Raw genomic sequence first — 13,603 nt, 5'->3', positions numbered from 1 at the left:
ATCAACATCAATCATGTTATTCTCGAGTATAGTAATAAACATTCAGATCATCTAGTCCAAAGAGAAGAGGGTCATCATGAATAAGGAAGAAAACTTAACAATGTCAAAGCGTACATTATCGGAAATTTTAGCGCAAACTGTTAAGACTGGGATCATTAAATCCAATCTGTTTCCTATGTTTGCTGGGTTGACATTGGCTTTATATACGTATCAATTGAATCTCATTGAGAAAATACCTGAAATAATTTATGCTACCATCGGTTCTATTTTAGTAATGGGTGCAGCTGGAGCTTTTAATAACTTGTATGACAGAGATATTGATTCAATAATGGAAAGAACAAAAAACAGACCCACTGTGACAGGAGAAATACAGCCTAAGACCGTTCTATGGCTAGGTAGCTTCATGTCCATCATTGGAATAATAATATTATCATTAGCGACTCCTTTAGCAGCACTTCTCGGGTTTTTGGGCTTGTTTTTTTATGTTGTCCCTTATACGATGTGGAGCAAAAGAAGAACAATTTACAATACAGAAATTGGAAGTATTTCTGGAGCAATGCCTCCACTTATAGGTTGGGCTGCTATTTATCCAGATGTTACACACCCTGCCATTCTCGGTCTTTTTGTCATTACAGTTATTTGGCAAATGCCTCACTTCTATGCTATTGCTATTCGGAAACACAGTGAATATCAAGCTGCAAATGTTCCAATGCTTCCAGTAATCAAAGGAGTTAAAAGAACATATATACAAACAAATGTCTACTTAGTTGTATTAATTTTAATTAGTTTTCTTTTCGTATCTTTAAGCACCGGGTTAATGCTCGTGGCACTTCTGTTAAGTATTTCATGGCTTGTTTTAAGTATTTATGGTTATAAAAGAATGGATTCGGAAAAATGGGCAAAGTCAATGTTTATATTTTCTCTTTTCCATATGACTATCTTATTTTCAACTGTAATCATCTATTCTCTCATGGGAATTTTGTTTGACTTGTAAAACATATATTGAAGATGGCATTAGTAACTTTCAAAGAAATTTACATTCCCAGTTCCAATATAAAAACAGCTAATCTTTATGCAGATAGTGGTTATGTATCAGCGTCGACATTTTGGCACTCTTACCATTTTTATGGAGATACTGATTTTAGACCTACTGCCACAAAGTTTAGCTGTTTTCCACCCTTACAAATAACAACATTTTCCATTATCACATAACTACCTTAACAAAAGGTGTAAATGAGAACAGCTTAATTTTAGAGATTTAGTTGACTCCAGCTGATGAATCCCATATCCCTTGTATCTTTCGTATTTGAACAATTTGGCCAATATGATATGCATTATGAGTATTAAAGTTAGCAATCATTGAAGACCATGATGTACCATACTCAATATGCGCTATGCTATAAAGTTTATCTTGATCACTTTCTTTCACGACAGCTATCCATTCAGACATAATGTTACAAAGATGAGATACGGCAGTTACCCATTCTTCGTTAGAATCATTCACCTTAGACAAATCAAACGTATCATCATTAACGACTTTACCTTGAGGTAGTGGACCTCCCTTAAAAAACTTCAAATATCGCTCATTCCAAAAAGTTAAATGGTTAACTATTTCCCATATGGAGTTGCTGTCCCCTTCTTTCCACATAGCCTGATCCGCTGAAACCCCTTCAAGGGCAACAGTAAGTGGTACAAACCAATTCTTTTGCTCATGACAAGTTATCATTTGTTCTAATAAAACTTCTTTTTGATCCAATTTAATCGTAGCCTCCTTTAAAGGACTATTTGATAATACATTTTATTATCCCCAAGCAGATTTCATGTTTATCATAGACACTTTTATTAAGGGTCGTTTCGTAAAATTTGTTGTTTGAGTTTTATGAAACCTCAACAATTGTAAAAATAGAAAAGAAACGCTAGATGTACGTTCATATATCTAAGAACGAAAAGCAATAAACAAGCGAAAACAGCCTTTGTAACCGGACTCTTAAATTCAGAAAGTTGACAAGGTATCTCGAAAGATAGTTTATAAGTATGGAAAGAAACAACTGTATGTAAAACAGCGCTCCTTAAAAGTACTAAACACGTAAATTAGAAGTTACGGATATTTGTATATGTGTAATTACGAAGAGAATGTATTAAACAAGTTAGTTTTGATGTTCATGTTAATTAAACATGCAAAAAAATATAACTAAACTACCTAATATATCATTATTAATCTCTTTAATGATTGCTATTATACCAACTAGGAATCTCTCTTTTGAAATCGTCCCATTCATCTAGCGTTCTAAGTGTATGGCGCATAAATTTATCCTTTTGATCTAAAGCAACCTGATGTCCCCATACTTCAGCAGAAATAATATGTATCGCTGCATATAAACGATGAAGTTGCCAAAATAATGTTGGCACACCATCCTGATGATAGCCATCGATGATACCACGAGCGTATGCTTGACTAATAGGTGTTGTGAAATACTCCATTTTATAAAATTCATGATAAGGGTCAGCAATAGTGATTTTCTGCAAATCAATCATACCAACAAGCTTTTTGTGCTTAACGATTATATTTGCAGGATGTAAATCGTAATGTTGAATAGCAACAGGGCGATTAGCCATTAATACTAGATTGTCCTTAATAAAGTCCAGAACTGAAAGGTGTCTTGACGAACTTTGAAAAATCTCTTTATATTGTGGTGAAAGTCGTTCAACACGTTTTGTCCAAAGCTCTTCCCAACATACTGAAGACTCAGCAATAGGTACAGCATGTAATTTAGTAAGCAGCTCCCCCACTTCCTTACCAAGTTCATACTGCTCATCTTCTGATAACTTATCCATCATCAATTCTGCATTTTTACCTTTTACATAATCAACAATCATATAAGGTATTTCTTCCCATACACCTAAATCATATACATTTGGAACCTGACAACCAGACTCATATGCTTGCTCGATTAAATTAGCTTGCCAAGTCAAAGTTTCTATATTGCTCTTAGGATAGAATCTCAATAAATAACATTCATCAATTTTCCATTTTTCATCTTCAGAAAAGCCTTCATGAATTAATTTTGCATTTTTAGCATCCTTTAGAAATGGAATCGTATTAAACATCAACTGATTCTCCCCCTTACTAATGTAAACTCCTCATCTAACATACATATTTTTCCACATAAATCCTATTATAACAAAACAACACTCTTCAAGCATTAGTTGAAGAGTGTTAGTAATATCTTATTTCTTATTTCTTTTTTATTTCTTCCATCAACAGTTTGTTGACCATTGGTGGATTCGCTTGACCTTTTGTTTTTTTCATAATTTGTCCAACTAAGAAGCCAATGGCTTTTTCTTTTCCGCTTTTGAAGTCCTCAACTGATTGTGGATTTGCATCAAGCACTTCAACAACAATAGGAGTAAGCTGGGCTGGATCAGAGATTTGAACGAGGCCCTTTTCTTTAACGATTTTCTCAGCGTCTCCACCCTTTTCGATAAGCTCTTTAACGACTTTTTTAGCAATTTTAGATGAAATTGTACCGTTTTCTATTAGTTTGATCATGCTTGCTAACCCTTCAGGGGAAATAGCTATATCAGTGATTTCTTGCTGATTAGCATTTAAATAGGCGGATATTTCACCCATCATCCAGTTTGAAGCAAGCTTAGCGTCCGAGCCGTGGTTAACGGTAGCTTCGAAAAAGTCAGACATTTCCTTAGTTAGCGTAAGTACTTGTGCATCATAGGCAGGTAACCCAAGTTCTTCTACATATCTTTTTTGCCTTTGATCTGGGAGCTCTGGAATTTCAGAACGTACGCGTTCCTTCCATTCGTCATCAATATGTAAAGCAACTAAATCTGGTTCAGGAAAATAACGATAGTCATCAGAACCTTCTTTGACGCGCATGAGCAACGTCTTTTTACTTGTTTCATCATATCTACGTGTTTCTTGCTCAATAATTCCACCAGAACGTAACACTGCTTCTTGGCGTCTTTCTTCAAATTCAAGACCCTTTTGAACAAAAGCAAATGAGTTTAAGTTTTTCAGTTCTGTCTTCGTACCAAATTCTTTCTGCCCAATTGGTCTCAAAGAAATATTAGCATCACAGCGCAGTGAGCCTTCTTCCATTTTACAATCTGACACTCCAGTAAATTGAATAATGGATTTTAGTTTTTCTAAATATGCATATGCTTCCTCAGGTGTACGAATATCTGGTTCTGAAACAATCTCTACAAGTGGCGTTCCTTGACGGTTGAAATCAACTAATGAATAGCCGCCCCCAGAGTGTGTTAATTTTCCTGCATCTTCTTCTAAATGCAAGCGGGTAATGCCAATTTTTTTCTTTTGACCGTTTACTTCTATTTCAATCCAACCGTTTTCTCCTATTGGTTTGTCAAATTGAGAGATTTGGTAAGCCTTTGGATTATCCGGATAAAAATAATTTTTACGGTCAAATTTAGTATGTGTTGCTACTTCACAATTTAGTGCCATGGCTGCCTTCATTCCAAATTCGACTGCCTGCTTATTCAACACAGGTAGCACACCCGGGTAACCAAGGTCAATTACACTCGTTTGCGTATTTGGGGGGGCACCAAAATCAGTCGGACTACTTGAAAAGATTTTTGATTTTGTCTTTAGTTCTACGTGGACTTCAAGCCCTATTACCGTTTCAAAGTTCATCTTCTTCTCACCCCTTACAATACTGGTTTTGCTTTATGATGGTCAGTTGCTTGTTCAAATGCATGTGCAACACGATAAATCGTTGCTTCATCAAAGTGTTTACCGATTATTTGTAAGCCTAGCGGAAGCCCGTTTGAGAGTCCACATGGAACTGAAATACCTGGTACTCCAGCAAGGTTCACTGGAATTGTGAGAATATCATTGGCATACATCGTTAATGGATCCTCAATATTTTCGCCTATTTTAAATGCTGGTGTTGGCGTTGTAGGGCCTATAATCACATCATATTTTTCAAACACATCTTCAAAATCTTTTTTAATTAATGTCCGAACTTGCTGCGCTTTTTTATAATATGCGTCATAATATCCTGAGCTTAGTGCAAACGTACCAAGCATGATACGTCGCTTAACTTCTTCGCCAAAGCCTTCGCTACGTGTTTGCTTGTACATGTCGATTAAGCTTTCAGCATTATCCGTTCTGTAACCATAACGCACCCCATCAAAGCGTGCAAGATTAGCCGAAGCCTCTGAAGACGAAAGTAAGTAATACGTAGCCAATGCGTATTTTGAATGTGGAAGTGAGACTTCTTCCCATGTAGCACCTAAGCCTTCAAGAACTTTTAGCGCTTCGAGAACTGACTTACGAACATCTTCAGATACACCTTCACCAATATATTCAGTTGGAACAGCAATTTTCAACCCTTTTACATCTCCAGTTAAGGAAGATATAAAATCAGGCACTTCAACGTCAGCTGAAGTAGTATCCATTTGATCATGCCCTGCAATTGCTTGTAATAAATAAGCGTTATCCTCAACAGTACGTGTAATTGGTCCGATCTGATCCAATGATGATGCGAAAGCTACTAAGCCAAAGCGAGACACCCTACCATATGTCGGTTTAAATCCAACAACTCCACAAAATGCTGCTGGCTGACGTATTGACCCTCCCGTATCAGAACCAAGTGAAAATAGTACTTCACCTGCTGCAACTGCAGTTGCTGAGCCACCACTTGAACCTCCAGGTACATGGTCAGTATTCCACGGGTTTCTTGTTACGTGAAAACCAGAATTCTCATTCGAAGATCCCATCGCAAATTCATCCATATTTAACTTACCAATTGTAACTGTTTCAGCATCATATAACTTTTTAACAACAGTAGCATCATAAATCGGATCAAAGTTTTCTAGGATTTTACTCGCGCATGTTGTACGAAGATTTTTTGTGACGATGTTATCCTTAAGTCCTATTGGAAGTCCGAATAAAAGGCCATATTCATCCTTATTCCCAATCGCTTCATCTAATTGTTTCGCATATGCACGTGCATTTTCTTCATTTAACGTTAAAAAGGAATTGACTTTATCTTCAACCTCGTTAATTCGTTTATACGACTCATCAACAAGATCTGTAACTGTAATATCTTTTTTGTGTAAAAGTTTATGTAATTCTGATACTTTATGATCAAATAATGACATGCCTCGCCCCTCCTTATTCTATAATTGATGGCACACGTACTTGTCCACCTTTGTGATCAGGCGCATTTTTTAACACCTCATCGATAGGTAAACCTTCTTTTGCAACATCTTCTCGTAAAACATTCGTCATGCTTAACACGTGAGAAGTTGGTTCAATATTTGTTGTATCAAGTTCATTTAACTCTTCAGCAAAAGAGATAATTGCATCAAGCTGATTCGTAAACTTCGCTGCTTCCTCTTCTGTAATCGCTAATCGTGCTAAGTTTGCTACGTGCTTCACTTGATCGACTGAAATCCTTGACATATAAAGTCACCTCCATTGGTTGTTCGACCGTTCACAATATACTGATAATATCAAATTTTAGCCCATTAAAGCAATAGAAGTATACAATTCCAGTCAAAATAATCACTTCACTCTACCTTAATTAATAAGAAAATTGTGCTATTGAGACTAATTTAGGACAGCAGCAACTAAATTTATGCAATTGATCTCCATTTAAATGAGCAAAGAAGCCACGAATGCTTCGTTTATTTGTTTATTTTAGTAGTAAAAGCAACAAATCAATGTCAAAGCAACCGTAAAAAACACGGAATCTCATCATATAGATTCCGTGCTCCGCTTAAAATTCTAGCCAGTTAGCTAAAAAATCACTATAATCCTTCTGAAAATAAGCATTAAAAAATGAAACAAATTTTGTAGTCGTAACATATTCGTATTGGAACTCCGAATAATATGCTGATAAAAACTTAACAGCTTCTTCATGCCCTCCGTTTGTTTGGAAGAACGCCCATAACTCAAGGGGCACTTTCCCGTATAGTGTTCCCGTATAACTATTAGTAAATTCATCTAAACTTAAATTAACTTTTTCTTCGGTTTCATTTAAAGTTGATACGCGTTTTGCAAATTCAAAACTAAAGTCTTCATCTTTTGTTTGCTCATAAAAATATACAGTCGTTGCAAATTCCGTCATTCCTTCATCTAACCATGCATCATGATATGGATCATTTGAAACAAGATAATAAAACCATTGATGTGCAATTTCGTGAATAATTGTATGCAATGATTGTTCACGTAGAGCATCAGACACTTCCACTACATTTGGATATTCCATCCCACCATCGTTACCAATCAAATCTAATTCTTCAAATGGATAATCACCAATGTTCTTTTCAAAATAATTAAAGCCTTTTTCAGCTTCTTTCATACCTTCTTGTAAGAGGTCATTAGCATCAACAGGTACAAATAAACGTAAATTTGTATCATTTACCTTAATGGAAGTTGTTAGCCATTCATTAGGCTCTAATATGCCTATATAGAAATCTTTTATTTTTTCTCCATGAAGCGTTCCAGAGGTAGAAGGTTTTGCTTTACCATCTGGTGCAGAGCTTACAACGAAGTATTCCTTTGGTAACTTATAAGAAATCGTGTAATTCCCGTATGGGGTATGATAAGATTCTCCTCTCGCCATATAATTCTCAATATTCCAGCCTTCTTGATAGTGAGCTATCATTGGATACCAATGTGCTAAATAATAATTGCCGTTTTTTTGAGAGAGGCGAAGGCCCTTTTCAGGTATTTCTAGTGTGTAGTCTATAGAAATCGTTGAAGTTAGTCCCGAGTTTATTTCTTCATTTAGTTGAATAAACAAATTATTATTATGTAAGTCATACGTAGCCTCTTGTCCATTTTGATCCACTGACAAGATTGACACTTCCGCTTTGCCCTCTATGAATTCTGGTTTATTTTCTTCGATAAAGGCATTAGGAACTAAATAAAAGGCTACATCGTGCCAAACATCATCTGAAAGATTTTCCACATCAATTGTTGATGATATATGAAAAACACCTTGATCATCTAAAGTTAACGAAATGTCGTAATCAGCTGAAGCTCCCGGCAAAGGTGCAAGAACATTATATGTTGGCTCCTCAATTTCTTCAACCTGCTCATTTTGATTGTCAACTTCTTCTACTTGCTCATCTTGGGTGTCAGCTTCTTCTACTATCTCGCTTTCTATGTTATTTTCATCCATAGGTTCGTCGTTATTCATTGTTGTCTCTGCTGTTTCTCGAACATATAAAAATGCTCCTATTGCTATAACTATAATAATTACTATAAAAATAGGTACTAAACTGGTTAATTTTCTTTTTGTCATGTTTATCCCCTTCCTAATTTATATACAATTCGACACATAATTGTAAAATCCTTCAAATTCTATAAAGTGCATGAAAAAAGAACTTAGATGATTTCTAAGTTCTAAGAAAAATGAATCTCTTTTACACTTGCTATTTTTGCAAACCATTGTAATACGCCATTGTGATGATCAATAATTTGTTGAGCTGTTAAACCATTCGATCCCCAAGTACTATGCCCATCAGAAACTAACGTAATATCAAACCCCATACTAAAAGCTCGTCGACAAGTTGTGTCTACACAAATATCGGATTGGATTCCTGCAATAACAAGATGATTTATTTTATTTTCCGCTAGTTTTTCAGCTAAGCTTGTATGAAAGAATGAATCTGGTGTAGTTTTTTGAATGATTTCATCAGTAGCCATCGGCTTAATTGCTGAATGGATTTCCCAACCATGTGTTCCTAATTCCAACGGATGTCCTTCACGTCCATTATGTTGAATGTAAATGATCGGTACAGATTTCGATCTTGCTCGTAAAATTAGTTGTTTCAATGTATTTAATAGATATGAGGCTTTGTAAACTGGGTCTTTTTGAGAAAACATACCATTTTGTACATCAATGATAAGTAAGGCTGAGTTGTTCATTTTTTATCCTCCATTTTTTTTGATCTAGACAACGTTAAAGTATTTTCTTCACAAAACATTAGATCAAGACTTTGTTTACTTGCCTCAATTAACTTTCTATCATTGTGATCATAACCGTACATAAGAAGTATGATTGTCGTAAATACAGCTTTAAATTTTGCTAACAATAAAGTTTCTTCATCAACTTTTCCATAATGGCTAAAAAATACGCTCCTGCCTTCAGGAGGTAAAAAGCTATATACAATACTTAAATCAACAGCAGGGTGTCCGATATGAACGTCACCCCAATCAATGAACCCTGAAACTGTGTTGTTCTCATTTACTAGTATATTACGAATATGAATATCACCATGTACAAGTGTGCTTTTTTGCTCTACATCAATATGATCAACTTGCTCTATGTATGACATTAATGATGAGACTTGATCATATAATTGTAGCGTTTTTATTTGCTCAATATATTTTTCTGCAACCCGCTTTCTTTTCCTAATATCTAATCGTTTTAGTTCATCAAACGGTACACCTAACAATCTAGCTTTTTCTTCAGGAAAGTCATGGAGAGAGCGGAGAAAAGTTGCTAGTATTTTTGCAGAGTTCATTCTCTCAAGCTTTGACAATGTATTTGGCGGTGTACCTTCAACACGATAATACCCAGTAAAAGGCCACGGATACTTTCCAGTAACACTTTTTCCAAAGAAAATAGGATGTGATATCGCTTGTGGAAGAACTGACGATAAAATAGGAAGTAAGCTATTTTCAGTATTTAATAAATCAACTGCGATTGTTCTTCGTGGAAATCGAAAGACATACTTTTCATTAACAAGATAAACAGTATTATCAAAACCTTTACCCATTAATGAAACCGTAACAGGATACAGATCCGGAAACTGTGTTTCAATTAAATCCTTTGCAAGCTTAGGTGACACTACTTGCTCAGCATCCCACGGATTGGTCATACGTTACACCTCCAAGTTAATATCAATATTTCACACAAGATTGGTAATTTCTATATAAAACAGTTTTAATCAAACGTTTGTTTAAATATTTGTTAACTTTTCAAGTTCTCAAGTACAAGTACTTCAGTTCCTAACGTGACAAACGACATGCTATGAAAGAATCATTGAAATATCACATTATTTCGTGTATAAACAATACACAGGCATTAAACATCATAGATAAATCAACATGGAGGAATCGAATGCAATATCATACTCATCTAGCATTTTCAGGAATGGTAGGGTTATCAATGATGGAATGGGCTCAAGTTCCTGACCCAACATCATATTTTATTGGGCTAGCCATTGGCGCTCTCCTACCAGACATCGACCATCCAAAAAGCAAAATAAGTAACAAAGTTCCGATCCTACCATCAATTATTTCAAGGTTCTTTACTCATAGAACATTTTTTCATAGTCTACTCTTTGTAGGAATATTAACTTTTTTATATGGCTTATTACCTACTTCACTCGTGACAGGAATCATATTTGGAACAGCTTCACATATCTTAGGCGATATGCTTACACCAGCTGGGGTAAAGCTTTTCTATCCATTTGGACGTTATATTCGTTTACCAATAACTTTTAAAACAGGAGGCAGCATCGAACAAATTTGTTTCTTTACGTTTATTTTTATCTCGTACAAGCTTATATCCTAAATTATACTTTTTCCCACTACAGGAATCACATCTATATGTGGTTTTTGAACATTAGAATATAGCATAGTTTGAAAATCGGTGAATGAGGTGGAAACTCTACTTCACCTCATTGAAAGATCTCACCTCTTGAAGTGATAAACTTAATTAAAATAAACAGGAAAAACCAAATTAATGATCACTCAATAACAACATATAGCCTTTGCATTTGCCCACCATCTATATTCACTTTACTCATCTGCTTTCACCTAAGAAGGATACAAACTTTTGCTAAAACAGTCTTATGTTTTTGAACTATGAATATAATATTCTACAAAGAATCCATTCTTATAGCTTTACATTTTATTATGTAAATTGTATAGGGGGATAAGTAATATGTGGTGGATTTTATTAATTATTTTTATCATTTTAGTATTACTAGTTATTGTCAACTTGTCCTTAAGGGACAATAATAAAGATGATAAACCTCACCGTTTTCCCAGTGATTATGATGGTGGTGGAGGTGGTATCTAAATATACCTTTAACGATTTGAGCTTAGTAATAACAAGTAAAGGCTATTTTCATAATTTTCACTCAAAAGTTAGCAACTAATGTGTATTAGAGACTTTAAATGTGAAAAGATCCCCCTAAAATGTATTTTACCTTTATTACGAAAAGCAACAATTAATTCGAAATCAACCAAAGTAAAAGAAAAGAGCTAGTTACCTACTTTCATTAAATTTTACCAATCTTCAAATCGTATAAAAATAATAACGATTTCTTTCTCTTTTGAAATAGTTTTACTCATATGGTCTCTGAGCTGTTATGTTATCTTCTGCTGTTTCAAGTACTCCCTTTGCTCCAGTATCTTCAGCAAAGGTTATCGCTCTCTTTAGTAATTTTTCGCCAATCCCTTTACCTCTCGCAGCTTCTTTCACATACAAATCATTCAACACCCATGTCTTCCTCATATTTATAGAGGGAAATGAGGGAAATGAGGGAAATGAGGGATATAACTGAACAAAACCAAGAGGATCTTCTCCATTAAAAGTAATAAATATGACTGATTCTTAATTAATCAACCTTTCTCGTAAAAACTTTCTTGCACCACCAACATCAGACTTTTGCTCACAGAATACCCGATACAAATCAAATAATTCCATTAACACTTAAAGCTCACTTACTGTTGCCTTAAGAATCTTCCTAAACCATAATCCTCCATTTTCCTTCAATGGTTTTACTTTACCATTTATTGACAATAAAATGATAGTAATTCTATTAAACATCTATAGTTCATTTCATTCCCTTTAATTAAACGCTATTCATATACTTTGTTTTTATTTTACATAAATACGGCAGCAATCGTTTTATTTGTCATTGTTGTCCAATATTTAAAATGATTTAATCTCTTGTTGTAACCATGTGTTTAAACATTAATACGAAAAACATCCTTCAACTACTACTTGAAATATAGAATGACGTTATTCAACTATCAGTTGATGTACACTAAATAATTAAACGGATACAATTAAAGCATCAAAAATCAAAGAGGTGATAGTTTTGTTTGACATGAATAAGGTTGGTAGAAAAATTGCACAATTTAGAAAGTCAAAAAGAATTACACAGATGGAGTTAGCAGATAAACTGGGAGTTAGCTTTCAAGCAATTAGTAATTGGGAATGCGGTAAAACGATGCCTGATATTTCTAAACTCCCTGAACTTGCTCAAATTTTTGATGTGACAATTGATGAGATCCTTAACAACGGAGACGGAACACAATTAATAAAAAATATAATAGAGGATAATACAGCTGAATATTTAGAACAAAATGATGTTTCTGTAGAAGAATTTTCAAATGTCGCTCCCTTAATACAAACAGATAAGGCTGATGAGGTTTTTCATACCATTAAAGGTAAGCTTTCAAATAAAGAGTTATCTTCTATTGCCCCTTTTGTTAGTCAAGACGTTATTGATGATTGTGCTAAAAAAGAGTTTGAAATCAATGGTATTAACAGTCTTACAGCTATTGCCCCTTTTGTTAGTCAAGACGTTATTGATGATTGTGCTAAAAAAGAATTTGAGGTCAATGGTATTAACGGTCTTACAGCTATTGCGCCTTTTATTAATCAAGACGTTATTAATGATTGTGCTAAAAAAGAGTATGAGGTCAATGGTATTAACGGTCTTACAGCTATTGCGCCTTTTATTAACCAAGACGTTATTGATGATTGTGCTAAAAAAGAATTTGAGGTCAATGGTATTAACGGTCTTACATCTATTGCGCCTTTTATTAATCAAGACGTTATTGATGATTGTGCTAAAAAAGAATTTGAGGTCAATGGTATTAACGGTCTTACATCTATTGCGCCTTTTATTAATCAAGACGTTATTGATGATTGTGCTAAAAAAGAATTTGAGGTCAATGGTATTAACGGTCTTACATCTATTGCGCCTTTTATTAACCAAGACGTTATTGATGATTGTGCTAAAAAAGAATTTGAGGTCAATGGTATCAAAGGTCTTGCAGCTATTGCCCCTTTTATTACTCAAGATGTAATTGTTGATTATGCAAAAAAAGAGTTTGAGGTCAATGGTATTAACGGTCTTACAGCTATTGCTTCTTTTATTACTCAAGACGTTATTAATGATTGTGCTAAAAAAGAGTTTCATAGTAATGGAATTAAAGCTTTAACATCAATCGCACCTTTTTTAAGTAGTGATACGTTAAGTGACATCGCAAAATACAGCTATAATGAAAATGGTATAAGCTCATTAACCTCTATATGCCCTTTTATTGACAAGAAGTTGATCAACGAACTCGCTTTAGATGCTGTTTCAACGAAAGGAATTTCAGAGATATTACCGATTATTGCTTTTGTAGATCAAGATCTGATTAATGATTATGTTAAAAAAGGCATGGAGCTATGAGTTAGAAAAACTGTTTGATGTAAGAAGATCGTTTAATTACTATAACCTATAAACGAGTAGAGGGAAAATAAGGACATTATTTTCGCCCCTCTCACAACACCGTACGTGAGTCTGTCTAACAATTATG

13 protein-coding genes are annotated in these 13,603 nt (G+C 34.6%); 4 read left to right on the top strand and 9 right to left on the bottom strand.

Features of this window, described 5'->3' with window-relative positions:
* Window positions 1-76 precede the first annotated feature (76 nt).
* Complete coding sequence (gene cyoE / locus JM172_RS19055; RefSeq protein ID WP_214483958.1) at window positions 77-994, top strand: heme o synthase; 918 nt, start codon at window positions 77-79, stop codon at window positions 992-994.
* 264 nt (window positions 995-1,258) lie between these two features.
* Here the strand turns inward: cyoE and JM172_RS19050 are convergent, their stop codons facing one another.
* The 8 genes from JM172_RS19050 to JM172_RS19015 all read right to left on the bottom strand — a co-directional run bounded on the left by JM172_RS19050 (window position 1,259) and on the right by JM172_RS19015 (window position 9,873).
* The gene (locus JM172_RS19050; protein WP_214483957.1) at window positions 1,259-1,756 is read right to left on the bottom strand and encodes a DinB family protein; all 498 of its coding nucleotides are present in this window, start codon (window positions 1,754-1,756) and stop codon (window positions 1,259-1,261) included.
* A gap of 467 nt (window positions 1,757-2,223) precedes the next feature.
* Window positions 2,224-3,108 carry an aminoglycoside phosphotransferase family protein gene (locus JM172_RS19045; RefSeq protein ID WP_214483956.1) on the bottom strand — a complete coding sequence of 295 codons (885 nt, stop codon included), beginning with the start codon at window positions 3,106-3,108 and terminating at the stop codon, window positions 2,224-2,226.
* Between the two features lie 127 nt (window positions 3,109-3,235).
* Window positions 3,236-4,666 (bottom strand): Asp-tRNA(Asn)/Glu-tRNA(Gln) amidotransferase subunit GatB, encoded by a 1,431-nt coding sequence (gatB, locus tag JM172_RS19040; protein WP_214483955.1) that lies wholly within the window; start codon window positions 4,664-4,666, stop codon window positions 3,236-3,238.
* A 14-nt stretch (window positions 4,667-4,680) separates the two neighbouring features.
* Entirely contained in the window at window positions 4,681-6,138 is a 1,458-nt protein-coding gene (gene gatA / locus JM172_RS19035) for an Asp-tRNA(Asn)/Glu-tRNA(Gln) amidotransferase subunit GatA (protein ID WP_214483954.1), read from the bottom strand.
* A 13-nt stretch (window positions 6,139-6,151) separates the two neighbouring features.
* On the bottom strand, window positions 6,152-6,442 hold the full coding sequence (gene gatC, locus JM172_RS19030) for an Asp-tRNA(Asn)/Glu-tRNA(Gln) amidotransferase subunit GatC (protein ID WP_214483953.1): 291 nt from the start codon (window positions 6,440-6,442) through the stop codon (window positions 6,152-6,154).
* A 316-nt stretch (window positions 6,443-6,758) separates the two neighbouring features.
* Complete coding sequence (locus tag JM172_RS19025) at window positions 6,759-8,291, bottom strand: M1 family metallopeptidase (RefSeq protein ID WP_214483952.1); 1,533 nt, start codon at window positions 8,289-8,291, stop codon at window positions 6,759-6,761.
* Window positions 8,292-8,392: 101 nt separating this feature from the next.
* Entirely contained in the window at window positions 8,393-8,917 is a 525-nt protein-coding gene (locus tag JM172_RS19020; protein ID WP_214483951.1) for a cysteine hydrolase family protein, read from the bottom strand.
* Entirely contained in the window at window positions 8,914-9,873 is a 960-nt protein-coding gene (locus JM172_RS19015) for a phosphotransferase (RefSeq protein ID WP_214483950.1), read from the bottom strand. Before JM172_RS19015 ends, JM172_RS19020 begins: the two co-directional genes overlap by 4 nt.
* Before the next feature lie 242 nt (window positions 9,874-10,115).
* Between JM172_RS19015 and JM172_RS19010 the strand changes: the two genes are divergently transcribed.
* A complete protein-coding gene (locus JM172_RS19010) occupies window positions 10,116-10,571 on the top strand; it encodes a metal-dependent hydrolase (RefSeq protein ID WP_214483949.1) in 456 nt (151 codons plus the stop codon).
* Window positions 10,572-10,943: 372 nt separating this feature from the next.
* Window positions 10,944-11,081 (top strand): hypothetical protein, encoded by a 138-nt coding sequence (locus tag JM172_RS19005; protein ID WP_214484006.1) that lies wholly within the window; start codon window positions 10,944-10,946, stop codon window positions 11,079-11,081.
* Window positions 11,082-11,348: 267 nt separating this feature from the next.
* Here JM172_RS19005 and JM172_RS24870 read toward each other — a convergent pair whose 3' ends face one another.
* A complete protein-coding gene (locus JM172_RS24870; RefSeq protein WP_352223845.1) occupies window positions 11,349-11,603 on the bottom strand; it encodes a GNAT family N-acetyltransferase in 255 nt (84 codons plus the stop codon).
* A gap of 514 nt (window positions 11,604-12,117) precedes the next feature.
* On the opposite strand from JM172_RS24870, the gene JM172_RS18995 reads away from it, so the two are divergent.
* The gene (locus JM172_RS18995) at window positions 12,118-13,476 is read left to right on the top strand and encodes a helix-turn-helix domain-containing protein (protein WP_214483948.1); all 1,359 of its coding nucleotides are present in this window, start codon (window positions 12,118-12,120) and stop codon (window positions 13,474-13,476) included.
* Window positions 13,477-13,603 lie beyond the last annotated feature (127 nt).

This window comes from Bacillus sp. SM2101 (genome assembly GCF_018588585.1).
Lineage (GTDB): Bacteria > Bacillota > Bacilli > Bacillales > SM2101 > Nanhaiella > Nanhaiella sioensis.
Note: the sequence above shows the minus strand (reverse complement) of the source record. Positions and strands in the feature narration are given on the sequence as shown.

Bases quoted from the DNA above. Each gene is read 5' to 3' on its own strand.
- JM172_RS19045 (WP_214483956.1), bottom strand. From the start codon at position 3,108: ATGTTTAATACGATTCCATTTCTAAAGGATGCTAAAAATGCAAAATTA.
- JM172_RS18995 (WP_214483948.1), top strand. From the start codon at position 12,118: ATGAATAAGGTTGGTAGAAAAATTGCACAATTTAGAAAGTCAAAAAGA.
- JM172_RS19005 (WP_214484006.1), top strand. From the start codon at position 10,944: ATGTGGTGGATTTTATTAATTATTTTTATCATTTTAGTATTACTAGTT.
- JM172_RS19010 (WP_214483949.1), top strand. From the start codon at position 10,116: ATGCAATATCATACTCATCTAGCATTTTCAGGAATGGTAGGGTTATCA.
- gatA (WP_214483954.1), bottom strand. From the start codon at position 6,138: ATGTCATTATTTGATCATAAAGTATCAGAATTACATAAACTTTTACAC.
- gatB (WP_214483955.1), bottom strand. From the start codon at position 4,666: ATGAACTTTGAAACGGTAATAGGGCTTGAAGTCCACGTAGAACTAAAG.
- gatC (WP_214483953.1), bottom strand. From the start codon at position 6,442: ATGTCAAGGATTTCAGTCGATCAAGTGAAGCACGTAGCAAACTTAGCA.
- cyoE (WP_214483958.1), top strand. From the start codon at position 77: ATGAATAAGGAAGAAAACTTAACAATGTCAAAGCGTACATTATCGGAA.
- JM172_RS19020 (WP_214483951.1), bottom strand. From the start codon at position 8,917: ATGAACAACTCAGCCTTACTTATCATTGATGTACAAAATGGTATGTTT.
- JM172_RS19025 (WP_214483952.1), bottom strand. From the start codon at position 8,291: ATGACAAAAAGAAAATTAACCAGTTTAGTACCTATTTTTATAGTAATT.
- JM172_RS19015 (WP_214483950.1), bottom strand. From the start codon at position 9,873: ATGACCAATCCGTGGGATGCTGAGCAAGTAGTGTCACCTAAGCTTGCA.